The organism is Metabacillus litoralis (genome assembly GCF_003667825.1).
In the GTDB taxonomy this organism is placed as follows: Bacteria; Bacillota; Bacilli; order Bacillales; family Bacillaceae; genus Metabacillus; species Metabacillus litoralis_B.
Window position 1 is genome coordinate 717,210 of sequence record NZ_CP033043.1, and the last position, 24,907, is coordinate 742,116.

Annotated in this window: 23 protein-coding genes and 1 pseudogene; 17 read left to right on the top strand and 7 right to left on the bottom strand. The window is 34.9% G+C overall.

Annotated features, from left to right (window positions below; all coding sequences use genetic code 11):
* The first annotated feature begins 9 nt into the window (after positions 1-9).
* The 3 genes from D9842_RS03305 to D9842_RS03315 all read left to right on the top strand — a co-directional run bounded on the left by D9842_RS03305 (position 10) and on the right by D9842_RS03315 (position 2,691).
* Positions 10-1,731 (top strand): tetratricopeptide repeat protein, encoded by a 1,722-nt coding sequence (locus tag D9842_RS03305; RefSeq protein ID WP_121661272.1) that lies wholly within the window; start codon positions 10-12, stop codon positions 1,729-1,731.
* A gap of 38 nt (positions 1,732-1,769) precedes the next feature.
* Entirely contained in the window at positions 1,770-2,237 is a 468-nt protein-coding gene (locus D9842_RS03310; RefSeq protein WP_121661273.1) for a hypothetical protein, read from the top strand.
* 313 nt (positions 2,238-2,550) lie between these two features.
* Positions 2,551-2,691 carry a GapA-binding peptide SR1P gene (locus D9842_RS03315; RefSeq protein WP_121661274.1) on the top strand — a complete coding sequence of 47 codons (141 nt, stop codon included), beginning with the start codon at positions 2,551-2,553 and terminating at the stop codon, positions 2,689-2,691.
* Between the two features lie 234 nt (positions 2,692-2,925).
* On the opposite strand, the gene D9842_RS03320 is transcribed toward D9842_RS03315, so the two are convergent.
* Positions 2,926-4,401 (bottom strand): aminotransferase class I/II-fold pyridoxal phosphate-dependent enzyme, encoded by a 1,476-nt coding sequence (locus D9842_RS03320; protein ID WP_121661275.1) that lies wholly within the window; start codon positions 4,399-4,401, stop codon positions 2,926-2,928.
* A gap of 275 nt (positions 4,402-4,676) precedes the next feature.
* Here D9842_RS03320 and D9842_RS03325 point away from each other — a divergent pair, with 275 nt between their 5' ends.
* Both D9842_RS03325 and D9842_RS03330 read left to right on the top strand, forming a co-directional pair.
* On the top strand, positions 4,677-5,633 hold the full coding sequence (locus tag D9842_RS03325; protein WP_121661276.1) for an NAD(P)H-dependent flavin oxidoreductase: 957 nt from the start codon (positions 4,677-4,679) through the stop codon (positions 5,631-5,633).
* 34 nt (positions 5,634-5,667) lie between these two features.
* Positions 5,668-5,937, top strand: coding sequence for a UPF0223 family protein (locus D9842_RS03330; protein WP_121661277.1), 270 nt, complete (start codon positions 5,668-5,670; stop codon positions 5,935-5,937).
* A 65-nt stretch (positions 5,938-6,002) separates the two neighbouring features.
* On the opposite strand, the gene D9842_RS03335 is transcribed toward D9842_RS03330, so the two are convergent.
* Positions 6,003-6,623, bottom strand: a complete 621-nt coding sequence (locus D9842_RS03335) for a YktB family protein (protein ID WP_121661278.1) — start codon at positions 6,621-6,623, stop codon at positions 6,003-6,005.
* Positions 6,624-7,003: 380 nt separating this feature from the next.
* Between D9842_RS03335 and D9842_RS03340 the strand changes: the two genes are divergently transcribed.
* The 3 genes from D9842_RS03340 to D9842_RS03350 all read left to right on the top strand — a co-directional run bounded on the left by D9842_RS03340 (position 7,004) and on the right by D9842_RS03350 (position 8,556).
* Positions 7,004-7,159, top strand: coding sequence for a hypothetical protein (locus D9842_RS03340; RefSeq protein WP_232273945.1), 156 nt, complete (start codon positions 7,004-7,006; stop codon positions 7,157-7,159).
* 144 nt (positions 7,160-7,303) lie between these two features.
* Positions 7,304-8,095 (top strand): inositol monophosphatase family protein, encoded by a 792-nt coding sequence (locus D9842_RS03345; protein ID WP_121661279.1) that lies wholly within the window; start codon positions 7,304-7,306, stop codon positions 8,093-8,095.
* Positions 8,092-8,556 (top strand): GNAT family N-acetyltransferase, encoded by a 465-nt coding sequence (locus D9842_RS03350; RefSeq protein ID WP_121661280.1) that lies wholly within the window; start codon positions 8,092-8,094, stop codon positions 8,554-8,556. Before D9842_RS03345 ends, D9842_RS03350 begins: the two co-directional genes overlap by 4 nt.
* A 57-nt stretch (positions 8,557-8,613) precedes the next feature.
* Here D9842_RS03350 and D9842_RS03355 read toward each other — a convergent pair whose 3' ends face one another.
* Positions 8,614-8,799, bottom strand: a complete 186-nt coding sequence (locus D9842_RS03355; protein WP_121661281.1) for a DUF5325 family protein — start codon at positions 8,797-8,799, stop codon at positions 8,614-8,616.
* A gap of 214 nt (positions 8,800-9,013) precedes the next feature.
* Between D9842_RS03355 and typA the strand changes: the two genes are divergently transcribed.
* Together typA and D9842_RS03365 are read left to right on the top strand one after the other, a co-directional pair.
* On the top strand, positions 9,014-10,855 hold the full coding sequence (gene typA / locus D9842_RS03360) for a translational GTPase TypA (protein WP_098799393.1): 1,842 nt from the start codon (positions 9,014-9,016) through the stop codon (positions 10,853-10,855).
* Between the two features lie 208 nt (positions 10,856-11,063).
* Positions 11,064-11,375, top strand: a pseudogene (locus D9842_RS03365) (YlaH-like family protein); the annotation flags it as partial.
* A 463-nt stretch (positions 11,376-11,838) separates the two neighbouring features.
* Here D9842_RS03365 and D9842_RS03375 read toward each other — a convergent pair.
* On the bottom strand, positions 11,839-12,039 hold the full coding sequence (locus D9842_RS03375; RefSeq protein ID WP_098799396.1) for a YlaI family protein: 201 nt from the start codon (positions 12,037-12,039) through the stop codon (positions 11,839-11,841).
* A 155-nt stretch (positions 12,040-12,194) separates the two neighbouring features.
* On the opposite strand from D9842_RS03375, the gene D9842_RS03380 reads away from it, so the two are divergent.
* A complete protein-coding gene (locus D9842_RS03380; RefSeq protein WP_121661283.1) occupies positions 12,195-12,653 on the top strand; it encodes a pyridoxamine 5'-phosphate oxidase family protein in 459 nt (152 codons plus the stop codon).
* Positions 12,654-12,784: 131 nt separating this feature from the next.
* Here D9842_RS03380 and D9842_RS03385 read toward each other — a convergent pair whose 3' ends face one another.
* The gene (locus tag D9842_RS03385) at positions 12,785-13,390 is read right to left on the bottom strand and encodes a YhcN/YlaJ family sporulation lipoprotein (RefSeq protein ID WP_121661284.1); all 606 of its coding nucleotides are present in this window, start codon (positions 13,388-13,390) and stop codon (positions 12,785-12,787) included.
* Positions 13,391-13,720: 330 nt separating this feature from the next.
* Between D9842_RS03385 and D9842_RS03390 the strand changes: the two genes are divergently transcribed.
* Positions 13,721-15,049 carry a PhoH family protein gene (locus tag D9842_RS03390; protein WP_121661285.1) on the top strand — a complete coding sequence of 443 codons (1,329 nt, stop codon included), beginning with the start codon at positions 13,721-13,723 and terminating at the stop codon, positions 15,047-15,049.
* A 55-nt stretch (positions 15,050-15,104) separates the two neighbouring features.
* On the opposite strand, the gene D9842_RS03395 is transcribed toward D9842_RS03390, so the two are convergent.
* Positions 15,105-15,602: a peptidyl-prolyl cis-trans isomerase gene (locus D9842_RS03395; RefSeq protein WP_121661286.1), complete on the bottom strand. Its 498-nt coding sequence runs from the start codon at positions 15,600-15,602 to the stop codon at positions 15,105-15,107.
* A gap of 309 nt (positions 15,603-15,911) precedes the next feature.
* On the opposite strand from D9842_RS03395, the gene D9842_RS03400 reads away from it, so the two are divergent.
* The 3 genes from D9842_RS03400 (at position 15,912) to pyc (ending at position 21,205) form a co-directional block, all read left to right on the top strand.
* Positions 15,912-16,193, top strand: a complete 282-nt coding sequence (locus tag D9842_RS03400) for an Fpa/YlaN family protein (RefSeq protein ID WP_098799401.1) — start codon at positions 15,912-15,914, stop codon at positions 16,191-16,193.
* A 162-nt stretch (positions 16,194-16,355) separates the two neighbouring features.
* Positions 16,356-17,576 (top strand): FtsW/RodA/SpoVE family cell cycle protein, encoded by a 1,221-nt coding sequence (locus tag D9842_RS03405; RefSeq protein ID WP_121661287.1) that lies wholly within the window; start codon positions 16,356-16,358, stop codon positions 17,574-17,576.
* 188 nt (positions 17,577-17,764) lie between these two features.
* Complete coding sequence (pyc, locus tag D9842_RS03410) at positions 17,765-21,205, top strand: pyruvate carboxylase (RefSeq protein ID WP_121664926.1); 3,441 nt, start codon at positions 17,765-17,767, stop codon at positions 21,203-21,205.
* Between the two features lie 49 nt (positions 21,206-21,254).
* Here the strand turns inward: pyc and D9842_RS03415 are convergent, their stop codons facing one another.
* A complete protein-coding gene (locus D9842_RS03415; RefSeq protein WP_121661288.1) occupies positions 21,255-22,196 on the bottom strand; it encodes a COX15/CtaA family protein in 942 nt (313 codons plus the stop codon).
* Positions 22,197-22,798: 602 nt separating this feature from the next.
* Between D9842_RS03415 and cyoE the strand changes: the two genes are divergently transcribed.
* Positions 22,799-23,728, top strand: coding sequence for a heme o synthase (gene cyoE, locus D9842_RS03420; RefSeq protein WP_121661289.1), 930 nt, complete (start codon positions 22,799-22,801; stop codon positions 23,726-23,728).
* A 96-nt stretch (positions 23,729-23,824) separates the two neighbouring features.
* Positions 23,825-24,904, top strand: coding sequence for a cytochrome c oxidase subunit II (coxB, locus tag D9842_RS03425; RefSeq protein WP_121664927.1), 1,080 nt, complete (start codon positions 23,825-23,827; stop codon positions 24,902-24,904).
* Positions 24,905-24,907: the final 3 nt, after the last annotated feature.

The following is a 24,907-nucleotide window of genomic DNA, read 5'->3' on the forward strand; positions in this document are numbered from 1 at the left end:
ATATGTTCCATGAATTCTCATGAAAATTTAGAGGAATATTGGGAGGAACAGTTTGATAAAGGTGTAGAGTCGTATTACAAGGCAATAAAGGGTGATAAAAATGCAGGTATTGAGGCACATCGTCTTTTTGAGGAGCTTACAAAAGAAGAACCCAATAATACAGAATTAATGGCTTATTTTGGATCGGCAAAGGCTTTGCTAGCAAGAGATACATTTGACCTGAGAGAGAAAGGGAAATATGCAAATGAAGGGCTAAAGTTGCTTGATGTGGCGGTTTTAAAAGATCCCTCTAATGTATTAATTCGAACATTACGAGGTAATGTTGCCACTAATTTGCCTGAAGGTCGCTTTCATCGAACGGAAACAGCAATTGAGGATTTTGAACGTATTATAAACATGTATGAACGTAATTCTTATGGCATTCCACAAACACTATATATTGAAACAATGGAGAGTTTAATTACTGCATATGAACGTTTAGGTAAGATAGAAGAAGCAACGGAGGTAGTAAATAAATTATTAGATATAGATTCTTCATATAAAATCCCTAAGTTTAATAGCAAAATTAAATCTATACCAGTAGCTAATATAAATGATCCAATTAATGATGAAATTCATTCTTTATATACTATGGCAATTTGTAGTGATGAGGTCTCTTTACTTAAGGTTATGAAAAAAGTCTCACAATTAATGGATAAAGATTCTTCAAATCCAATTTTACAAGCTTATAATGTTCATTTGAACTCAATTAAAGATAGTCATAGTTTTGCCGGTATGGTTGAACTCTTCACTAATGCGTATAAGACTTTAAATCTTTTAGATAAGCTTGTAAGTGAATATCCTACACTTTATAAAATAAGATATGTAAGGGCGATGCAAAGTTATCGATTGCCAGAGTTTTTCTTTTTTCGATCTTCAACTGCAGCACGTGATTTTCAATATTTATCAGCTCAGTATGAAAAAAATCCTACTATTTTTTCTTTGGCTATCTATGAAGATATCCTACTTAGGTTTGGAGAATGCTTTGTTCGATTAGATATGGTAGAGGAAGCAGTCAAACAATGGCATAAACTTGTTGAATTTTCATCAAATAAAGAGATTGTTACCAAAGCAAACGAATTAATTAACGTATTTTCATTTGAAGAGCTATTACTTGATGAAATAATTGAAAAACCAAAGGAACAATTATATGAAACTGCATTACAACTTCATGATATTGGTGTAAACGGTAATGAAAAGGCAGCAAAACAATCACTAGCTTTATGGGAATTTATTCAAAAAGAATATAGCAGCTGCCCGGTAGCAAAGTTTTATTATTCTGCATCGTTAACCTTACTAGGTCGATTCTTTTCGGATCCTTATGAGGTCTTTAGTCAATCTATTAAAGGGCTAAAGAAACTAAATACATCTATTCCGATTAATGATCCAAGGTATATTCAACTTCTTTTACATCGAGCCTATATACAATTTAGCCTTCCAGATACGTTCTTTCGTTGTAGTGATCAGATAATTAAGGATTTCGAAGCGGTTATTAAAATGTATCAAAGTAGCTCAGATATTGATATAACCCATAGTCAATATTTAAAGGTATTAGCTGATCTTGGAACTGTTTATGAGAAAAAATATTTTGTTCATAAAGCCAAAGAAATTTGGTCTGAACTTGCTAAGGAAGATGAAGATTTATTTTATTCGGAGTTTTTGAGTGAAAAAGGGATACGAATTGAGGATTGATTCTTTGTTTGTTTAACTTGAAAATTAGGAGGCTATGTATGGCTAACAATACAGAATGGAATCTTCGTTTTGATGAGGCTGTTGACCTTTATCATAAAGGTGTAAGGGGAAATAAAAAAGCTGCTCAGCAGGCATATCATTTATTTGCAACGTTAGCAACTGAAAAACCAAATCACATAGAGTCATTAGGATATTACGGAAGTGCTACAGCACTTTTAGCGAGAGATACCCCAATCCCTAAAGATAAGAAAAAATATGCACTAGAAGGTTTGAGAATGCTAGATCAAGCTGTTTCGAACGAACCAACAAATCATACAATACGTATTCTACGAGGTAATGTATGTGCAAGAATGCCTGAATCAGTTTTTCATCGCACTTCAACTGCGATTGAAGACTTTGAGATGTTAGTGGATGCTTATAAAAATGACCCAACAGTACTATCGGAAAACACATATCAATCTATATTAAATGAATTGGAAAAAGCAAAAAAGAAAATAAAATATTAGGTTATAAACGTTATAATGTGTCACTCTATTGAAAAAAAGAGTGACCTTTTTTCATCTAAAACTTTATTGGATTAAAATTGTTACTTAAGAGTTTATAATCAACTTATTAAGATTATATGTATTCTCCTCTAACTAAAAATATACTTCACATTAACAAATGCTTAAAATAACTAATAAATAAATGTGTTATACAATTAACTATTGACTATTTAAATGTGACATATTATTATGAATGTAACGAGTTAATTAAACGCTTTCAGAGATAAGGAGAATTAAAGAGTTTTAATTATCTAGAGTGAAAAGGGGTATGGAGATGGGAACAATCGTATGTCAGCACTGCAGCTCTACAATCGGTCATGTAGAAGGAGAAAAAGTGACAATTTTATATGGTAAATGTAGTCATAATGATTGTTGTAGCCAAAACCAGCAACGAAGCTCAGTAAAGGTCAAGTAAAAGGGGTTAAATATAAAAGGTAAGATTGACTATGAATGATAATTCAGTACTGGAGAATTGTACTGAAAAAATTAGCTCAAGTACTTGTATAGGTACTTGAGCTTTGTTTTGTACGATCAGAAAGTTAAGATTTTATGGATGTGGATAAGAAAAGCTAAGGCTTTCGTTTGGGCTACCTGCTAAGCTTTTCTTATCTAACAAACGTTTTAGAATTCCCAAAAAGAGAGGGGATTTTTATCTAATTGCTCTGTGTTCTTTTATCACTCGTATTTTGTTAAGTGTAGGATCCTCTGGACCTTGAACTGGTAAACCTACTTCCAAGTTTTTCTTAATATATGTTAAATTTTCTTCAGTAATGATTTCCCCTGGTATAAAAATTGGTATACCTGGAGGGTAGACCATGATAAACTCAGCAATAATTCTACCTGCGGATTCTTCAAAGGACACAATTTCAGTTTCTGAATAAAATGCATCTCTCGGTGTGAGCGCAAGTACTGGAATATCAGGTAATAAAATGCGTTCTTTTACATCATTTTGCTCTTTCATTGCCTTAAATTCTGAAGATAGCTCACTCAATGCTTTAATCAATGTATCAACATCATTTTTAGTATCTCCAGGTGTAATAATACAAAGGATATTGTACAAATCAGATAATTCTACCTCAATTAGGTATTTTTCTCGAAGCCATTTTTCAACGTCATAGCCCGTAATACCAAGTTCATAAACTGGAATAATTAATTTTGTTGGGTCGTAATCAAATGTTGCTTTAGTACCTATTATTTCTTTACCTATACAAGATATGTTAGGAATTTCGTTTATTTTATCTCTCGTATAATTAGCCAACTCAATCGTTTTCTGAATAAGTTCATGTCCTTCAGTTGCCAATCGTTTTCTTGCAACATCAAGTGAAGCAAGAAGCAAGTACGAAGTTGAGGTGGTTGTCATCATACTTAAAATGGATTGAACACGTTGTGGTGATACAAGTCCTTCTCTTACATTTAATACAGAGCTTTGAGTCATTGAACCACCTAGTTTATGAACACTAGTCGCGGCCATATCGGCACCTGCTTGCATCGCACTTAAAGGTAAATCTTCATGAAAATGTATATGCACCCCATGTGCCTCATCAACTAAGACTGGAACTGAGTAGGAATGAGCAATTTCAACGATTTTCTTTAAATCAGCAGAAATCCCAAAATAAGTAGGATTTATTACAAGTACACCTTTTGCGTCAGGGTGTTGTTCAAGTGCTTTCTCAACAGCTTCTGTTGTTATACCGTGAGAAATGCCGAGTTTTTTATCAATTTCAGGATGTATGAAAATAGGAGTTGCACCAGAAAAGACAATGGCAGACATAACGGATTTATGAACATTCCTAGGAACGATAATCTTATCTCCAGGCCCACAAACAGTCATAACCATTGTCATAATGGCACCACTCGTTCCTTGAACAGAGAAAAATGTATGATCTGCACCAAATGCTTCTGCTGCTAGGTCTTGAGCTCTTTTTATCATACCTTTAGGGGCATGGAGGTCATCTAAAGGTCCGATATTAATTAGATCAATTGATAAGGCATTATCACCAATGAATTGTCTAAATTCAGGATCAATCCCCGCTCCTTTTTTATGTCCTGGAATATGAAACTGAATAGGGTCTTTTTTTGCATGTTCAATTAAACCAGTGAACAATGGTGTTTCTTTTTGTGACAAAGTTGTTCCCACCTTCTTTTTTGAAAGATATTATTGCGTTTTTTATGACATCAAAAGCAACGGATGATGTTTAGTGTCTATGTATGAGATCCGATACTTTTAAGTTTTACTTGTATTACATAAGTTTATGTCGAAATCTGCCTTATTATTAGACATAAAACAAGTGAATTATATCGCTATCAATAAACTCAGTCAACAGAAAAGATTAAATTTCAAAAGATAGAAGGGAGATATTAGCAAGACTAGAATAGTTATGTAATAAAGGAGGGGTAGAAATGTATTGGAGAACAAGAGTAACTGATGTTTTGGGGATTCAATATCCAATTATACAGGGAGGCTTAGCGTATTTAGCCTATTCTGATTTAGCTGCTGCAGTTTCAAATGCTGGTGGATTGGGGCAAATTACAGCTATGTCACTTGGAACAGCTGATGCACTTCGTAATGAAATTAAAAAGATACGTGATAAAACATCAAAACCGTTTGGAGTGAATTTTGCTATCGGTCAACACGGGCAGGGGTATGAAGAACTAGTACAAGTAGCAATTGAGGAAAATGTCCCAGTGATCTCAATGACAGGTGGAAACCCTAGTCCTATTTTTGATTTACTTAAAGGAACGGAAATAAAAAAACTGGTCTTAGTAGCAGCAAAACGGCAGGCTATCAAAGCTGAAGAGTTGGGTGCAGATGCTGTAATGGTAGTAGGACAAGAAGGCGGGGGACATCTTGGAAGAACAGATGTAGGAACTATGGTGTTAATCCCTCAAGTAGTTGATGCTGTCAATATACCGGTTATTGCTTCAGGTGGTATTGCTGATGGCAGAGGGCTAATGGCTGCTTTAAGCCTAGGAGCTGATGGAATTGAAATGGGCACTAGATTTATTGCTACGAAAGAATGTGTTCATGCACACCCTGTTTATAAGAAAGCATTAATTGATGGAGATGAAAACAGCACAGTTGTTATTAAAAGATCAATTGGAGCACCTGCGCGGGCAATTGCTAATGAATGGACAGACAAAATCTTAGAAATCGAAAAGAATTCTGGTGGGTATGAAGAATTAAAAGCTTACATTAGTGGGGTAGCTAACAAAAAATACATATATGATGGTAAGATAAATGATGGGTTCGCATGGGCAGGACAAGTAATGGGATTAATATCAGACATACCTTCTGTCCTAGAGCTAGTAACCCGGATTATTACAGATGCGGAAACAATCCGTAAAGAATGGACATAATGTTAATAGACATAGTGGAAGTGAGGCGTTAAACATGGAATATCAGTATCCTATTTCTTTAGACTGGAACACAGAAGAAACAGTTGATGTTATTCATTTTTTTGAATGTATCGAAAAAGCATATGAAAATGGAATTGATCGGACAAAACTAATGACAGCATATCGAAGATTTAAAGAGATCGTGCCAAGCAAGGCAGAGGAAAAGACAATATGCAATGAATTTGAAGAAGTGAGCGGTTATTCATCCTATCGCGTGATCAAAAAAGCAAAAGATGCTGAAGAAGTTCATTTGGTGAAAATATAGGAAACTAAACGTCCAAAGTAGTAAAAGCACTTTGGACGTTTTATTATTATAAATCATTTGTTTTTTTATTTATCGAAAGACAGCTTATAAAGAGGAATAAGTGTCTCGTATGTTTCACGAATAACTTCATATAACTTATCTCCGTCTCGTACAATTGGGTCTTGTGCTCGGAAATGACGACCAATAAGAAATTCCGCTTTTTTTACATCTCTAAATCTTTCTAAAGATTTTTTTAAATCAGCCTCATGAAGTGGCTTAGCATCTTTTTTTGTGTGATCTAAAGAAACATAGTATTCTTCAGGTGTAATTTCTACAACTTTATCTAGATGCTCTAAGAAGTTTTTTGCAATTTTTTCCTTGTTTGGTAATTCGTAAATAAATGCCAACCAAATAAAAAGATGGTCATCAAATAATCCAACCTGAAAGTGAGGATGCTGTTTATATCCACGTTTATTATCTGCAATAGCCAACCATGTGTCTTTAGGTGGATTTACCGTTCTTCTTGCATGTTTTGCTATATGTAAAAACATTTCCTTTTGTAGCAAAGAAGCAAGATCATCTGTTAAAGCTTGTCCTAACTCATGGAATTTTGGTTGGATGCGTCCTCGAATTGCTTCCATCCGTTCATCCAAACCATCTATTGTAAATGTTTCAAAATCTTCGTTCGTAAACCCATTAAACTTCATCGATCAAAGTTCCTCCTAGTTTATATCTAATTTTAATTTATAATTATTATAAACAATTCCCTTCCTTTTTCCTAGTTATATGACTTCTTTAAGTTTACCTTAAAAACAATTGATTATTTACTAGTTAAAACTACCCGAACGTACATTCTTGATACTCTCATTTTTAAGTTTCAAAAAAAAATTTAGTGGTATAGATTAGGTAAATACACAATTTTGTCTAATTGGTTCCAACTTTTTTTACGACCACATATTATATAAAAAAACTATTAAAACATTAAATGATTCTTTGAAATCGCTTTGATGGTTACCTTGTTATAAAAAAGATGAAATGAAAGGGGCGGTAAAAAGTGAAACAAATAGTTAAAACGAGTGGTCAGAAAATGATTAACAATCGTATTGGGGTGTTAAGACTCGAACTCGATTACGAATTAGCCTCCCTTTACGAAGCTATGCAGAATAAAGATCAAAAGAAAAAAATAGAGTGTAAACAAAAATTGGAAAAGTTAAGAAAAGAGTGGATGAAACTTCAAGCTTAGTAGAGAAGAATATCTACAAACGAACCTTAGGTTAGGTTCGTTTTTATCTGCGCGACAAAGTGTCAGATACTTGATTTCCATTAATTCCATACAGTATGCTTAATATAGAAATGGTGATTTATTACATAGAAATGAGGTTGCTTAATGACGAACTGGAAGGAATTAGATCAAAGGGCAAAACAGTGGGTGGAAGAAGCCGGTGAATTAATTAGAAACTCTTTTGATTCTGCCCTTTCTATACAGTACAAGTCAAACCCAAATGATTTGGTTACAAATATGGATAAAGAAGTAGAACAATATTTAATCAGTAAAATTCAAGAAACCTACCCTGACCACAAAATCCTTGGTGAAGAAGGGTATGGTGATAAGGTAGAAAGCTTAGACGGAGTCGTGTGGATTATTGATCCAATTGATGGAACAATGAATTTTGTTCATCAGCAAAGAAACTTTGCTATATCTGTAGGCGTATATGGAGATGGTATTGGATACATAGGGTTGATCTATGATGTTGTACATAAAGAGCTTTATCATGCTTTTAGAGGAGAGGGAGCTTATATGAATGAGTTACCTTTGCCTAAACTTGATGAAGTGAAAATCGAGCAAGCTATATTAAGTGTAAGTCCGATGTGGGTAACAGAGAATAAACGGTTCGATCATCAATTAATTACACCGATTGTTAAAAGGGTACGTGGTACAAGATCATATGGATCAGCAGCACTTGAATGTGCATATGTTGCAGCCGGCCGTTTAGATGCTTATATGACAATGAGATTGGCACCGTGGGACTTCGCAGCAGGCTTAGTTCTGCTAGAGGAAGTTGGTGCAAATGCGTCAACATTATCAGGAGAAAAGCTTGATCTATTAAATAAGAATAGCTTTTTTATTGGCGAACAATCATTACATCAATATATCCTTAAAGAATTTTTGGTAAAATGACAAAATTAAAATCTCGAATACTTGAGACGAGTGATCATCCATTTTTCATGGATTTAATTAGGACAAGTCTAGAATGGCAAGAGGAAGAATGTAAAGCAGAAGACCTTACTGAATACCTATCATCATACAAAATGTTCAATGGTGAATGGAGGGTATGGTTGGATGAAAATCACCTATTGGGTGTATCATATGTTCTGGAATGGGCTCCATCTAACGAGAAACCTTGGATTGGTACGATTATTGTTCATGAAAACTTTAGAGGAAAAGGATATGGAAGAGCAATACTGAATGAGATCGGAATGGTTTTAAGTGATAACGGACATAAAGCAGTATTTGCGGGGTGTCCTATTCAGAGGGATTCCTGGCTTCTATTTCTTGGGAAATGTGGATTTGAGCAATTTAAGGTTGAAGAGGACGATACATCTCATAAAAAATTTATGATCTCTGTTAAGCCGTTATAAAGAAAACTCGCCGAAAATGGCGAGTTTTCTTTAACGTTTAGAGAAAAGTAGAGGATCTTATATTAATCCTTTTTCTCTCATTCTTTTTTTCATAATAAACCCTGCAGCCATTACAGCATTAAGACCAATAATGGCCAAAATAATTCCTAGGATGCTTCGTTCACCAACAGCCACTCCAATTCCAATCATAAAAAGGGCTGCTAATACAGCTAATACAAGAAAAATCCATTTACCTTGTTTCATTAAAAATGACAGCTCCCAACCATGGCTTTGCCTAATTTTTGTTCCATTCTTATAGTTTACTTAAAATCTTTCAGCTTTTCTAGATTGTTTATGGTATAATATCGAAGGTGATTTTGAAATAATGATAGTATTAACTCAGAATACTACAGGAATGAGCCTTTTAATTAGGTAACACCTCATTCTTGGTTATTATATATTTTTAGGAGATGAAATTGTGAAACTTCGAAATGATATTCGCAACATTGCTATTATTGCCCACGTTGACCATGGTAAAACGACTTTGGTTGACCAACTTTTACATCAGTCTGGAACATTCCGTACGAACGAGCAAGTTGCTGAACGTGCAATGGATTCAAACGACCTTGAGCGTGAGCGTGGAATTACAATTCTTGCTAAGAACACAGCTATAAACTATAAAGACAAACGTATTAACATTATGGATACACCAGGGCATGCTGACTTCGGTGGAGAAGTTGAACGTATTATGAAAATGGTTGATGGCGTATTGCTTGTTGTTGATGCTTATGAAGGGTGTATGCCACAAACGCGCTTCGTATTAAAGAAAGCATTAGAGCAAAACTTAACACCGATTGTTGTAGTAAACAAGATTGACCGTGATTTTGCACGTCCATCAGAAGTAGTCGATGAAGTTTTAGATTTATTCATCGAGCTAGATGCAAACGAAGATCAATTAGAATTCCCAGTGGTATTTGCTTCTGCTATTAATGGTACAGCAAGTACAAGTCCTGATCCGGCTGAACAAGAAGAAAATATGGCTTCATTATTTGATGCCATTGTAGATCATATTCCTGCACCAGTCGATAACAAAGAAGAGCCTCTTCAATTCCAAGTAGCATTGTTAGATTACAATGACTACGTAGGACGTATCGGGATTGGACGCGTGTTCCGTGGAACAATGAAGGTTGGACAACAGGTTTCATTAATGAAAGTTGATGGTTCAATTAAAAACTTCCGTGTATCAAAGATTTTTGGTTTCCAAGGCTTAAAACGTGTTGAAGTTGAACAAGCTGTCGCAGGGGACCTTGTTGCAGTATCAGGTATGGAAGATATCAATGTTGGTGAAACAGTATGTCCAGCTGAACATCAGGAAGCACTTCCTATTCTACGTATAGATGAGCCTACATTACAAATGACATTTGCTGTAAATAACAGTCCGTTTGCTGGTCGTGAAGGTAAATTTGTCACAGCACGTAAAATTGAAGAACGTTTGTTAGCTCAATTGCAAACAGATGTAAGCTTACGTGTTGATCCAACAGATTCACCAGATGCGTGGGTTGTTTCCGGTCGTGGAGAGCTTCATTTATCAATCTTAATTGAAAACATGCGTCGTGAAGGATATGAATTACAAGTATCCAAACCAGAGGTTATTGTTAAGGAAATTGATGGAGTAAGATGTGAACCAGTAGAACGTGTACAAATTGACGTTCCAGAAGAGCACACTGGTTCTGTTATGGAATCTATTGGAGCTCGTAAAGGTGAAATGCTTGACATGATAAATAACGGTAATGGTCAAGTACGTTTAATATTTAATGTACCAGCTCGAGGATTAATTGGATATTCAACAGAGTTTATGTCTTTAACTCGTGGATTCGGTATTATTAACCACACATTTGACAGCTACCAGCCAATGCAACCTGGTAAAGTAGGGGGACGTCGTCAAGGTGTTCTTGTTTCAATGGAGAATGGCAAGTCTACAACTTACGGTATTCAAGGTGTTGAGGACCGTGGAGTGATCTTCGTTGAAGCTGGTGTGGATGTGTATGAAGGTATGATTGTTGGAGAACACACTCGTGAAAATGACCTAGTTGTTAACATTTGTAAGATGAAACAACAAACAAATATTCGTTCTGCTACTAAAGATCAAACAAGTACGATGAAAAAACCTCGTATTATGTCATTAGAAGAAGCCCTTGAGTATTTAAATGATGATGAATATTGCGAGTTAACTCCTGAATCGATCAGATTGAGAAAGAAAATTCTTGATAAAAATGAACGTGAAAAAGCAGCTAAAAAGAAAAAACTAGCTGGCATGTAATTGGAAAGCTAATTTGAATAGGCTGATTCTATTGAATAGAATCAGCCTATTCACTTAAAGTAATGTTCATAGTTTAATTTGTGGATGAATGGTAACCTGACTTACCTAGCTCCAATTTACTAAAAAAATGGAACAATTTATGTGTTAGTATATAATTAGAGTTTTGTCCACAGTAAGTAACTAGCAAGTAAACTTGTGAGGAGGGGACATGATGGATGTTTCAGAAAGACTTTCGTTTTTTCCTAGCCTGTACCAAGTTGTCGATAATCCGAAGCTTGGGATGTGGATGTTATACTTAACAATCTTATTTTTATCGATTCTTGTATATAAACTTGGGTTTGCTAAAAAACTCCCAATTTTAAAATCGGCTGTTATTTATACCTTTTTAGCCTTTGGTTGTACGGTATTAACGTTTTTAGGGATCTTTTTACCAGTTGCAGAAGGATTAGTGGTTGCAGCACTTATTTTAATTATTTACAAAATCAGGCTATATCAGTCAAAAAACAAGAAGCAGAAGAAGCAAAATAAAGGTTCTGACCAAAGTCAGAACCTTTATTTTTTAGTTGATTTAGAAAAAAATCGTAGTGGAATTGGTAGGATTAAGGCGTATAGTAAGTGTCCTAGTGTCCACCAAAGTATAGCTGTAAAGTCAAGTATATCTGGTGTTTCTTTTATGGAAAGTATTGTTAAAGGGAAATATAAAAAAACAGTTGGTAAGGTTAGGAAACATGAAAGAAGAACCTGCTGTTTCATCTGTATGAGCTTAGGGGAATGAGTAAAAAAAACAAAGATTACCCCGATTATAACAGATACTGCTAGATGAATAATAAATTCTAAGATTTCAGGAATATAACCAATATAAATAAAATCAATATTTAATAATAGTGTGTAAACCTTTAGTTTTGTTAATGTTTCGACTAATTTTAAAAACAAGCCCAATACCGTTCCGCTTATAAGTCCGGTAACGAGCCCTTGAAGTATTCTCACCAGGTGTCTTCTGTCTTTTTATCTTGATAAAGTCGAAACTTACCAGTTGCAATTCGCTCATTTGTTTTTTCTGTAATTCTGTTTTGACAAGGATTACACATATATGTATGAATTGGACGATTTCTAAGTCGTTTTGCAACTAATGTTTCATCGTCAATGTTTTCCACTGTATCACAAATAACACACTTAACTCTCATTTGGCACCTCTTTATTATTTAATATCTTTTTACTAATTCTATTGGTCATATTATAACATAAGCCTTTAAAAGAATTGAGAAGGAATGTTTTTAGTTGGAACATTTTAGAAAAAAAGGTATGATATTTCTATATAAAATGGAAAGGGAGGATTCAGATGGCTAATAAAGTTGAACCAGTGTTAATTGAGCCCTTATTTAATGCTTTGCAACAAGAGCGGTATGTAACTTTGGCAACAATTGATTATGAAACGGGTTCTCCAAACATAAGTGCCATTTCTTGGGTTTTTGCTCCGGAAACTAACCGGATTTTTTTAGCAATAGATCAACGTTCACGAATCATTGATAATATAAAGAAACATCCTGCAGTTGTTTTAAATTTAATAGCTAACGAATCTACATACTCCATTAACGGAAATGCACATCTTAAAGGAGAAAGGTTGGAAGAAGTTCCGTTGAAACTTGCTTTAATTGAAATATCGATAATTGAAGTTCGTGATGTTATGTTCTATGGTTCAAAGATTTCAGCCGAACCACAATATGAAAAAACATATGATGAAAAAGCGGCGTCTAAGTTAGATAAACAAGTATTAGATGCTTTAAAAAATCATGCTTGAAAAGTGAATATCTTATAGTCGTATTTAGAAAAAAGACTGCTTGAAACAAGATGATCCCTAACATAGCTAACACGAATTAGGTATTCATAAATTGTTCCAGGCAGTCTTTTTATATTAACAAAGTAACTGATTTACTTATCGTTTAAATGACCATTCGATTGATCTTGCTGTTCTTTTTCTAACGACTTTTCTTCTTGCTCATTTAGTTGATTCTTACTTTGCTCTGTTGGTTGTTTTTGTTGGTTATCTAAGATTTCAGCCGGTACTTCTGGTACGACACGTCCAACAATGGCTGCTAACTCGTCTAAGATACCCACAATTGGTCGTCCTTCCTGAATTTCGTTGGCCATTTCACGTAGTCTAACGTTTGTATCTGCATCTGCAATGACGATTGCTCTTGCTCCATATGGATCATGCATTAAGCTTTCAGCAACTGTATATTTTATTGATTCTACTTTATTACGATCAAGTTTTGAATTAACGTCAATACCTACAACTGCAAATTGTCCAAGCACAACAGCTGTTGCATCGTTAACTTCAGGTATTTGATTGGCAAGCTCCACAAGATGCTTTGAGATTTCTTGTCCTGTTTTACGATCCACATGCTGTTCTACGCTGTTCTTAACATTTATTTGTGTTTCGTTTCCGTCATTGTTTTGCGTATCATTAGCACCTTGGTCTTGATTGCAACCGGTTATGATGAGGAACGATAACAAAAGAATTGTAATGAATTTCATGAGATCACTCCTTATGATTTTTTTAAATATTCATGTTAATCTTTCCTGGTTTTTGATCCTTTTTTCCTTTAGTGTGTTTCACTAAGGAGTCTTTCCGTACACCACTTTTAACTCATCTGATATTCACCGAAATGTTTATTGATTTTACATCCGAATTTAAGTTGAAAAGAAGTTTTTTTACTGCTTTTTAATTTTATTGTCTAATAAACCTTCTATCTTTATTCATTCTTTCATATATTTTAGCAACGCTTCATTCACAGCTTGACTTTTTTTCACCACCTAATTGTTTAAACTCCATAAAAAAATAGGAACGGAGTAGGAGGCGGAGGTTTGAGGAAGATTTATGTTCTAGACACAAATGTATTATTGCAAGATCCGAATTCAATTTTTTCCTTTGAAGAAAATGAAGTAGTTATTCCAGCAGTGGTTTTAGAAGAGGTTGATTCAAAGAAGCGGTATATGGATGAAATAGGAAGAAATGCAAGACAAGTTTCAAAACTGATTGATCAGCTTAGAGAAACAGGCAAACTTCATGAGAAAATTCCTTTACCCAATGGTGGGTCATTAAGGATAGAATTAAATCATCGGTCTTTTCACCAATTACAAGAAATTTTTGTTGAAAAAACAAATGATAACCGAATACTTGCAGTGGCAAAGAATTTATCATTAGAGGAACAGACGAAAGAAAATGGCCGAGCAGTAATATTAGTGAGTAAGGACACACTCGTTCGAGTAAAGGCTGATGCGATTGGTTTAATTGCTGAGGATTTTTTAAGTGATCGAGTAGTAGAAATCGATCACATCTATTCAGGCTTTCTCGACATGTATATTAGTAATGAAAATTTAAATCGTTTTTATGAAAAAAATGAATTGATATTATCAGAAATAACGGATCATCCTTTTTATCCAAATCAATTTGTGATCATGAAAGATGCACTTGGAGGTTCGTCCTCTGCAATTGGTAAGGTAGATCATTCAGGTAAGAAAATTCAAAGACTAGTATTCGACCATGATCACATTTGGGGAATCAAACCTAGAAATGTACAACAAACGATGGCTATGGAGCTTTTACTTAGAACGGACTTGCCTTTAGTTACACTAATTGGTAAAGCAGGAACTGGAAAAACATTACTCGCTTTAGCGGCAGGTCTTATGCAAACTGAAGATCTTGGTTCTTACAAAAAGTTACTTGTTGCAAGACCGATTGTACCTGTTGGAAAAGATTTAGGATTTTTACCTGGTGAGAAAGAAGAAAAGCTTAGACCGTGGATGCAGCCAATATTTGATAACCTTGAATATCTCTTTAATACCAAAAAGCCAGGTGAGCTTGATGCTATATTAGCTGGTATGGGGTCAATTGAAGTAGAAGCTTTAACGTATATTCGTGGAAGAAGTATACCTGAGCAAATTATTATTATTGATGAAGCACAAAATTTAACAAAGCATGAAGTGAAAACCATTCTTACGCGTGTTGGAGAGAGAAGTAAAATTGTTTTAATGGGAGATCCTGAACAAATAGATCATCCTTATTTAGATGAATATAATAATGGACTAACTTATGTTGTGGAAAAGTTTAAAGATCAGCCTATAGCTGGTCATGTAAGGCTGGTAAAAGGAGAAAGGTCTGGGTTGGCTCAGCTTGCAGCTGACATACTATAGTGATGGACAATTAGTGAAATCGAAAAGGGCTTTAATGAGCCCTTTTCGTAACTAATTAAGAAACAATGATTTCTTTTACATGCGTTATTGGTGAATCGATATTTGAACCATTACCATAATAAACGTGAATTGGACCATCTTCCTTAAGAGGTTTTCCTTTCTTGCTAAACCCTAATATCATCTCTGATGCATCTTCAAGTGGAACGATGTATTTCTGGTCTTTTGTAATAAATTGAATCTCTTTTGCATCATCTTGGAACTCGGCATTTTGAAGGAAGGGTTTAAAAGGAATTCCGAAGGTTCCGTTCAAAATTTTCTCTCTCTCATATGTACGTTCTGTCTTAAGTGTTGGAGGGTAAATAGCTCCTTCGCGAATTTCACGTTCCCAGTGTTTAGATACCGCTTTCGTGTACTCTTCTAACTCATCTTTTGATTCCTGTTCCGTATGAAAATAAGTTGTCAAATCAACTTTTCTATCATCGAAAATCCAAACACCTGGATCTAAGGTAATTTGATAATTTACCTTTCCTTTTATAATAATAATTGAATTCATTATGAACACCCCTTTACAACGCTAGTATAAGCTTTTATGGAAAATTTGTCACATGTTAAGATAGCATCCTTTTTTAAACGAAGTTCACAAATAATTCCATTTCAGAAGAGAGATCATTAGTTTAAAAAATACAATAGCTTTAGCCTATCAAAATCTAATTCCATTATGATAATTTTTAAGAATTAACAAATAGGCTTAAATTTTAGAGGATTATTTAATCTTTAGTCTGTTTGTCCTTGCTTTTTTCCTTCAATGGATTTAATATTAATACATAGAATAGGGTAATCGCTCGGAAACGGAGGGATTAAATTGGCGTCTGAGATTGCTGTTAATCATCGAGAAAAGGCACTTGCGGTACTTAAGGCAGATGCTGATAAAATCATGAAATTAATCAAGGTTCAAATGGATAATTTAACGATGCCTCAATGTCCACTTTATGAAGAGGTTTTAGATACACAAATGTTTGGTTTATCTAGGGAAATAGACTTCGCTGTAAGGCTTGGTTTAGTTGAGGAACGTGAAGGAAAAGAACTTCTTGATTCGCTTGAAAGAGAGTTGTCTGCATTACACGATGCATTTACAACAAAATAGTTGACTAAAAACTCAAACTCACACATAATAGTTTGAGTTTTTTTAGTTTATTGATAAAAATATAACGATTTTAAAGGATTTTCCTCTACAAAAAGCGAAGATATAGTAAAATAAAGGTACAACTAGATTTACTTCATGTTTTTAAGTAAGGAAGAGATAATTATGATGAAAAAAATAATAAAATCATATGATTATTCATTAATATTAGCTGTTATCCTGTTATGTTCATTTGGACTAGTTATGGTTTATAGTTCTAGTATGATCACAGCAGTTGCACGATATGGCTTTGAGCCAGATCATTTTTTCCAAAGGCAAAAAATGGCTCTAATTGGAGGAGGTCTTGCATTTATTGTAATGATGATTTTTCCTTACAGAGCATTTTTAAATAGTAAAATTTTAAAATTTATTGTCTTTGGTTCAATTGGCCTCTTAGTCTCCTTATTTTTTATCGGGCATGTAGCCGGTAACGCTCAAAGTTGGATCAAGTTAGGTGGTTTCAGCCTTCAGCCTGGTGAGTTTGTGAAGCTAAGTGTAATCATTTATCTTGCAGCTGTTTATGATAAGAAACAGTCTTATATAGATGAATTTGGACGAGGTGTTCTTCCTCCGCTTATTTTCACAGGACTTATTTGCTTTTTTGTTGTCATTCAACCTGACTTTGGAACTGCTTTTATAATCGGGATGATTGCTATTTGTATGATTGTCTGCTCAGGAATGGCGATAAAAAGTATGTTAAAGCTAATATCTCTTTTAGGGTTATTTGGTTTATTGATGCTACCGTATATCGTACTTAAAGGGTTTTTTAGTGATGAACAGATGAGTCGTTTTACTGGTGTGCTAGATCCTTTCGGAACCGAAGGGGGAGCAGGATATCAACTTGTGAATTCTCTTTATGCAATTGGTTCTGGTGGCTTAACAGGATTAGGATTGGGACAAAGTGTTCAAAAGTATGGATACTTACCTGAATCACATACTGATTTTATTATGTCTATCATTGCTGAAGAATTAGGAATCTTTGGAGTCCTATTTGTATTGATTCTACTAGCTTTTATTGTAATAAAAGGGTTTTATATTGCTAGGAAATGTCAAGATCCTTTTGGTACCTTGCTTGCCGTTGGCATCTCAAGTATGATTGCCATTCAATCTATGATTAATTTAGGCGGCTTAACGGGATTACTACCGATTACAGGTGTTCCATTACCGTTTATAAGTTATGGAGGTTCTTCTATTCTTTTGCTCCTTATCTCTATGGGGCTACTTATAAATGTATCAATGTTTACAACATATCGCGATACGTATAAGAAGCCTGTGAAAATGGATAATCAACCATTACAAGAAGTTCAGCCTATTCAACCAACAACAAAGAATACTTCAATAAGATAAAATTACTTAAAATACCCCTCAGTCACAAATGTTTGTCTGAAGGGTATTTTATTTATATTATACATATACCTACCTACTGTGTTTGTTTAAAAGGCCAAATAGTCAGTGAATTTTTGTATAACATTTTTCTTTAATGTGTTATACTAATCAACAAACTAATTGTTTGTTTTAGGAGGGGAAGTTTGTTAATGGGTACATTGAATAAGCTTTTAGTTGCAAACAGAGGGGAAATCGCAATAAGGGTGTTCCGGGCATGCACAGAGTTGAATATTAGAACAGTAGCGATTTATTCGAAGGAAGATACCGGGTCTTACCATCGCTATAAAGCTGATGAAGCTTATTTAGTAGGAGAAGGAAAGAAACCAATTGATGCCTATCTTGATATTGAAGGAATCATTGAGATCGCAAAAAATAATCAGGTTGATGCCATACATCCAGGTTATGGTTTTTTATCTGAGAATATTCATTTTGCTAGAAGATGTGAGGAAGAGGGAATCATTTTTGTAGGACCTAAATCTGAGCATTTAGATATGTTTGGAGATAAGGTAAAGGCAAGAAAACAGGCAGAACTAGCAAATATACCTGTTATTCCGGGGAGTGATGGTCCTGTAGCAAGCCTTGATGAAGTGATTGAATTTGGAGATACATACGGTTATCCTTTTATGATTAAGGCTTCACTTGGTGGAGGCGGAAGAGGGATGAGGATTGTAAGAAGTAAAGAAAGCTTACAAGAATCATATGAACGTGCAAAATCTGAAGCAAAAGCAGCTTTTGGAAATGATGAGGTTTATGTAGAAAAATTTATTGAGAATCCTAAACATATTGAAGTTCAAATATTCGGAGATCATGATGGGAATACTGTTCACCTTTATGAAAGAGATTGTTCTGTCCAGAGACGTCATCAAAAGGTTGTTGAGGTAGCACCTAGTGTTTCTTTATCAGAGGACCTACGTATTAGAATTTGTGATGATGCTGTAAAGCTTATGGATAATGTAAAATATTTAAATGCAGGAACAGTTGAATTTTTAGTTTCAGGAGATCACTATTATTTTATTGAAGTAAATCCACGTGTTCAGGTTGAACATACGATAACCGAAATGATAACAGGGATCGATATTGTTCAAACTCAAATTCTGATAGCTCAGGGCCATAATCTAGCAAGTAAAGAGATTGGTATTCTATCTCAAGATCAAATTAAAGTAAATGGATATGCAATTCAATCTAGGGTTACGACAGAAGACCCTTTAAATAACTTTATGCCCGATACCGGTAAAATTATGGCCTACCGATCAGGTGGCGGCTTTGGTGTTCGATTAGATGCAGGAAATGGGTTTCAAGGGGCTGTTATTACTCCTCACTATGATTCATTACTAGTAAAGCTGTCGACTTGGGCTTTAACATTTGAGCAAGCTGCATCTAAAATGGTCAGAAATTTAAGGGAATTTAGAATAAGAGGGATTAAAACAAATATTCCTTTCTTAGAAAATGTAGTAAAGCATGAGGATTTCTTAAGTGGAAAATATAATACATCCTTTATTGACTCATCACCTGAGTTATTCGTTTTTCCAAAAAGGAAAGACAGGGGAACAAAAATGCTTTCATACATTGGAACTGTTACTGTAAATGGATTCCCAGGAATAGATAAACAAAAGAAGCCAGTGTTTGAGAAGCCTGTTGTTCCAAAAGTAAAGTACTCTGAACAAAGAGTAAATGGAACGAAACAGATTTTGGACCAACAAGGTGCTTCAGGGCTTGTTAAGTGGATAAAGGATCAAAATCAAGTACTGTTAACTGATACAACATTTAGGGATGGACACCAATCCTTACTTGCAACACGAGTGCGAACAAATGACTTGAAGAATATAGCAGAACCTACTTCGCATCTGTTACCTCATTTATTTTCATTAGAAATGTGGGGAGGGGCAACTTTTGATGTTTCTTACCGCTTTTTAAAAGAAGATCCGTGGGATCGTTTATTAACAATTCGTGAAAAAGTGCCGAATGTATTATTACAAATGCTACTACGAGCATCAAATGCAGTTGGATATAAAAATTATCCTGATAATGTCATAAAGGAATTTGTTGAAAAATCAGCATATGCTGGTATTGACGTTTTTAGAATTTTTGACAGCTTGAACTGGGTTAAAGGAATGACATTGGCAATTGATGAGGTAGGTAAATCCGGAAAAATTGCTGAAGCTGCTATTTGCTATACAGGAGATACATTGGATTCAAGTAGACCTAAATATAATTTAGAATACTATAAAAACATAGCAAAAGAGCTTGAGCAAGCTGGTGCACATATCCTAGCGATTAAGGATATGGCAGGTTTACTTAAACCTAAAGCAGCTTATGAACTCATATCTACTCTTAAAGATGCAGTTGATCTTCCAATCCATCTTCATACCCATGATACAAGTGGTAATGGAATTTTCACCTATTCAAAAGCGATTGAGGCTGGAGTGGATATAGTTGATGTAGCCGTAAGTTCAATGGCGGGGCTTACCTCACAGCCTAGTGCGAATTCCCTCTATTATGCACTAGAAGGATATGAGCGACAACCAAATATAGATATACAGTCATTAGAACAGCTTTCACAATATTGGGAGAATGTTAGAAAATATTATGTTAACTTTGAAAGTGGTATGAATGCACCACATTCAGAAATTTATATGCATGAGATGCCAGGAGGACAATATAGTAATCTTAGGCAGCAAGCAAAGGCTGTTGGATTAGGTGATGAATGGGATAAAGTAAAAGAGATGTACCGAAGAGTGAATGATCTATTCGGAGACATAGTTAAAGTTACCCCTTCGTCAAAGGTTGTTGGCGACATGGCATTATTTATGGTTCAAAATAAACTAAATGAAGATGATATTTTTGAAAAGGGAGAAACACTGGATTTTCCAGATTCTGTTATTGAATTGTTTGAGGGGTATTTAGGGCAACCGCACGGAGGGTTTCCTAAAGAATTACAACGAATTATTTTAAAAGGTCGCACGCCTATTACAGAACGACCTGGTGAAAAACTTGAACCTGTAAATTTTCAAGCTATGAAAGAAGAGCTATTTCATAGTTTAGGGAGACCTGTAACTAATTTTGAACTAATTGCTAATGCTCTTTACCCAAAAGTCTTTTCCGAATATATTAAAACATGCGACATGTATGGTGATATTTCCGTCCTTGATACCCCAACTTTTTTATATGGGATGAGGTTGGGTGAGGAGATAGAGGTTGAAATTGAACAAGGTAAAACATTAATAGTGAAACTCGTTTCAATTGGTGAACCTCAAGCTGATGGACATAGAATTGTCTATTTTGAATTGAATGGTCAGCCCCGTGAAGTGATGATTAAAGACGATAACATTCAATCTACGGTAGTATCAAAGCTTAAGGCTGATAAAAGCAATGGAGACCATATTGGTGCGACCATGCCAGGCACAGTTATTAAGGTGTTAGTTGAAAAAGGTGAAAAAGTGAACAAAGGGGATCATTTAATCATTACTGAAGCTATGAAAATGGAAACTACAGTTCAAGCTCCCTTTACAGGAGTTGTAAAAGATATTCATGTTTCTAATGGTGAGGGAATTCAATCCGGTGATCTGTTAATAGAAATTTCTAAAGGTTAATCTACCAATACTTTAGAGAAAAATAAAAAAAGAGGCGAAAGCCTCTTTTTTATTTGGAAAATGATTGTTCAGTTGTTGAACTAACCTCAGTATTTAAATTACTACGACTAACTAATAAAAGAAAATAGCTGAATAGGCCAAACAAACAGGAAATTATAAGTGCATGAGCTAACGATACAAAAAGATTTAACCCTGATAAAACAACAAATGCTCCGGATGTTACCTGCATACATACTAAAATAAAGGCAATCATCCAACCTTTATAAATTATTTTTTGATGTTTGTGATACTTAAATGCGCGCCATGCGGTATATGCTATCCAAATAAAAATAATGCCCGCAGCCATTCGGTGGCCCATTTGAATCCATTCATGAAGTGTAGTCGGCAGACCACCTGCTCGTCCGCTGCACATCGGCCATTCTGGACAGGCTAGACTTGCACCTTTATGTCTAACATATGCGCCAGTGTAAACGACAACATATGAGTAGACGATAATGCCCACCATATGAAATTTCATAGTCTTATCAATTATTAATGTCTTTGAGTCAAATTTCTTATCAACTTCAAATATTAACAGTGTTAATAACAAAACAGATGCAAAGGAAATAAGCGATATACCGAAATGAAGAGCAAGAACGGCATCTGATTGGCCCCACATAACAGCAGCAGCCCCAATTAAGGCCTGCAATACTAGAAAAAACACTGATAGTATAGCTAAGAACTTCGTTTCTCTTATATGACCTATTTGTTTCCAAGACCATATTGAGAGAATTAACACAGCTATACCAGCAAGTCCACTAACCAAACGATGACTAAGTTCCACAACGAGTTCAAAAGTAATTTCACTCGGTACAAACTCGCCATGACATAGCGGCCAAGAATCTCCACATCCTGCACCTGACTCAGTTTTCGTAACAAGAGCTCCGCCAATTAAAACACACAACATAATCACTGTTGTCAAAACGGCGAACCATTTAAGAGCACGTTGCAACATGTTCACCTACTTAAGTATAGTCAATTGAGATTAATAATAGAAAAAAATACTCCACCGTATCGTACACAATGTACAAGAAAAAGACAATAAATAACGTAAAATGTTCACAAAGTTCTTAAGTTTTATGAAAAGGGTGTCAAATATAGTTTTCATACAATTTATTGATCCGTTAAAGGGGTTGAATGTGTATTAGGAGTTTGCTAGAAATAAAATGTACCTTTATTTTTATTACAATAACTATTTTTTCCTAAGAATTGAAATGGAAATTATGATAAAATAGGAAGGCTTGGTATAGTAGTATAGTTCAAGGGGATGTATCCCTTCACAATTCCGACAAAAATACTTCATAAATTATTCACAATTTAAGAAAGAATTATGTTTTAATATCAAGTAGACCGTTTTTAAATGTTTATTTTTTTAGTATGATAAGATATAGAAAATTAGCAGGTTGCAACCGCCTTCATCTTACTTCTCTTAACTATGTTATCATATGTAATAGAAGAGACTGCTTATTTCAAAAGCAAGTATTTTAAAGACAGGTGAAGGAATTTGAAATAGCCTAATGACATTAGGTTATATTGGGTAAGGAGGTAAATGAATTGGCAGATACAAAAGTCTTGGATGAGGCTGCCATTAAGCATCATTCAAATGATATACGTGAGACGACACTCTGGAAGGATTTCCTTTCATTAATTAAAGTAGGGATTGTTAATTCAAATGCAATAACTACCTTTACTGGTATTTGGCTTGCTCTTTACTTTAGTGGTAAAGGATTTCTAGCTAATATTGATGTCGTACTATTTACATTACTTGGTTCTTCATTAGTAATCGCTGGATCCTGTGCAATTAATAATTACTATGACAGAGATATTGATCATTTAATGGAAAGAACAAAGGAGCGTCCAACTGTTACTGGAAAAATGAATCCAATGCATGCATTGTGGATTGGAATCTTTCTGTTAACTGTAGGATTTGCATTAATGCTTATGACAACGATCACTGCGACAATTATTTCGTTGGTAGGGGTTGTTACTTATATCTTTTTGTATACAATGTGGTCAAAGCGCTTATATACCATTAATACTGTTATTGGAAGTGTTTCAGGTGCTGTTCCACCTTTAATTGGATGGGCGGCAATTGACTCTAACTTAAGTGTTATGGCATGGGTACTATTTTTAATTATGTTCATTTGGCAACCACCACATTTTTTAGCTTTAGCAATGAGAAGAACAGAAGAGTATCGAGCTGCTAATATTCCAATGCTTCCTGTTGTTCATGGATTTGATGTTACGAAACGTCAAATTATGGTATGGGTTGCTTGTTTAATACCTTTGCCGTTTTACCTATATGAGCTTGGGTTGGGATTTTTAATTCTAGCAACCGCTCTTAATATTGGGTGGGTAATAATTGGAATCAAAGGCTTTAAAAATAAAGAAATTGAAATGAAATGGGCAACAAAAATGTTTGTCTATTCAATTAACTACTTAACGATTTTGTTTGTATCAATGGTGTTATTCACCATTATCTAATTGTGAAATTCTTTCTTAAAAAGAATTTATTTATACAAGAGTTCCTGTAAAAATTGATAGGACTTTAAATTACTGAAAGAGGGGTTTGATTTGGCTATGAGAAAATGGCTGACAAAATGGCGTCTGTTTTCACTTTTCGCAGTTATGACGCTTGTCTTAGCCGGCTGCGGTGAACCGTTTCTTTCCACGCTTAAACCTGCTGGTGAAGTAGCGGATATGCAGTACGACATCATGGTATTAAGTACTTTAGTTATGGTCGTCGTTATTGCAATCGTAACGGTAATCTTCATTTATGTTGTAATGAAATTCCGTAGAAGCAAAACGGGAGAAGACAACATTCCTGTACAAGTTGAAGGGAATCATAAGCTAGAAATCATTTGGACTGTTATTCCTATTTTGTTACTTCTTGTCTTAGCTGTGCCTGTGGTATCTGCAACATTTAAACTTGCAGAGGTGGATGCTATCGATGACGAGAATCGAAAACCAGAAGACGCGATCGTGGTAAATGTTCGTGCAAATCTATACTGGTGGGAATTTGAATATCCTGATTACGGAGTAATTACGAGTCAAGATTTAGTCGTTCCAACTGATGAGAAAGTTTACTTTAACTTAATTGCTTCAGATGTTAAGCACTCATTCTGGATTCCATCAATTGGTGGTAAGATGGATACGAACGTAGACAATGTAAACCAAATGTGGTTAAAGTTTGATTCAGCAAGAGCTGACCAAGCTGGTGAGTATTTCTATGGTAAATGTGCTGAACTTTGTGGACCTTCACACGGATTAATGGACTTTAAAGTAAAAGCTATTTCCAGAGACGAATTTGACCAATGGATCTCTGGCATGGAAAATGCTAAAGCCGTTGCATCAACTGATTTAGCAAAACAAGGTGAGCAATTATTCGAAGAAAAAGGATGTATTGCTTGTCATGCTGTTTCTCCTACTGATGAGAGACCAGCAGCTGCAAGAACTGCTCCAAACTTAGCAACATTTGGAGAGCGTGCTCGTGTAGCAGGTGTTCTTGAACACAATGCTAAGACCGTTCGTGCCTGGTTAGAAGATCCTGAAGCTTACAAGCCAGGAAATAAAATGACTGGTACTTATCCAGAATTGAATGATCAAGAGTTGGATGCTCTAACTGAATATTTAATGGGACTTAAAGTCTCAAGTAATTAATTA

Bases quoted from the DNA above. Each gene is read 5' to 3' on its own strand.
- D9842_RS03305 (WP_121661272.1), top strand. From the start codon at position 10: ATGAATTCTCATGAAAATTTAGAGGAATATTGGGAGGAACAGTTTGAT.
- D9842_RS03310 (WP_121661273.1), top strand. From the start codon at position 1,770: ATGGCTAACAATACAGAATGGAATCTTCGTTTTGATGAGGCTGTTGAC.
- D9842_RS03315 (WP_121661274.1), top strand. From the start codon at position 2,551: ATGGGAACAATCGTATGTCAGCACTGCAGCTCTACAATCGGTCATGTA.
- D9842_RS03325 (WP_121661276.1), top strand. From the start codon at position 4,677: ATGTATTGGAGAACAAGAGTAACTGATGTTTTGGGGATTCAATATCCA.
- D9842_RS03330 (WP_121661277.1), top strand. From the start codon at position 5,668: ATGGAATATCAGTATCCTATTTCTTTAGACTGGAACACAGAAGAAACA.
- D9842_RS03335 (WP_121661278.1), bottom strand. From the start codon at position 6,623: ATGAAGTTTAATGGGTTTACGAACGAAGATTTTGAAACATTTACAATA.
- D9842_RS03340 (WP_232273945.1), top strand. From the start codon at position 7,004: ATGATTAACAATCGTATTGGGGTGTTAAGACTCGAACTCGATTACGAA.
- D9842_RS03345 (WP_121661279.1), top strand. From the start codon at position 7,304: ATGACGAACTGGAAGGAATTAGATCAAAGGGCAAAACAGTGGGTGGAA.
- D9842_RS03350 (WP_121661280.1), top strand. From the start codon at position 8,092: ATGACAAAATTAAAATCTCGAATACTTGAGACGAGTGATCATCCATTT.
- D9842_RS03355 (WP_121661281.1), bottom strand. From the start codon at position 8,799: ATGAAACAAGGTAAATGGATTTTTCTTGTATTAGCTGTATTAGCAGCC.
- D9842_RS03375 (WP_098799396.1), bottom strand. From the start codon at position 12,039: ATGAGAGTTAAGTGTGTTATTTGTGATACAGTGGAAAACATTGACGAT.
- D9842_RS03380 (WP_121661283.1), top strand. From the start codon at position 12,195: ATGGCTAATAAAGTTGAACCAGTGTTAATTGAGCCCTTATTTAATGCT.
- D9842_RS03385 (WP_121661284.1), bottom strand. From the start codon at position 13,390: ATGAAATTCATTACAATTCTTTTGTTATCGTTCCTCATCATAACCGGT.
- D9842_RS03395 (WP_121661286.1), bottom strand. From the start codon at position 15,602: ATGAATTCAATTATTATTATAAAAGGAAAGGTAAATTATCAAATTACC.
- D9842_RS03405 (WP_121661287.1), top strand. From the start codon at position 16,356: ATGATGAAAAAAATAATAAAATCATATGATTATTCATTAATATTAGCT.
- pyc (WP_121664926.1), top strand. From the start codon at position 17,765: ATGGGTACATTGAATAAGCTTTTAGTTGCAAACAGAGGGGAAATCGCA.
- coxB (WP_121664927.1), top strand. From the start codon at position 23,825: ATGAGAAAATGGCTGACAAAATGGCGTCTGTTTTCACTTTTCGCAGTT.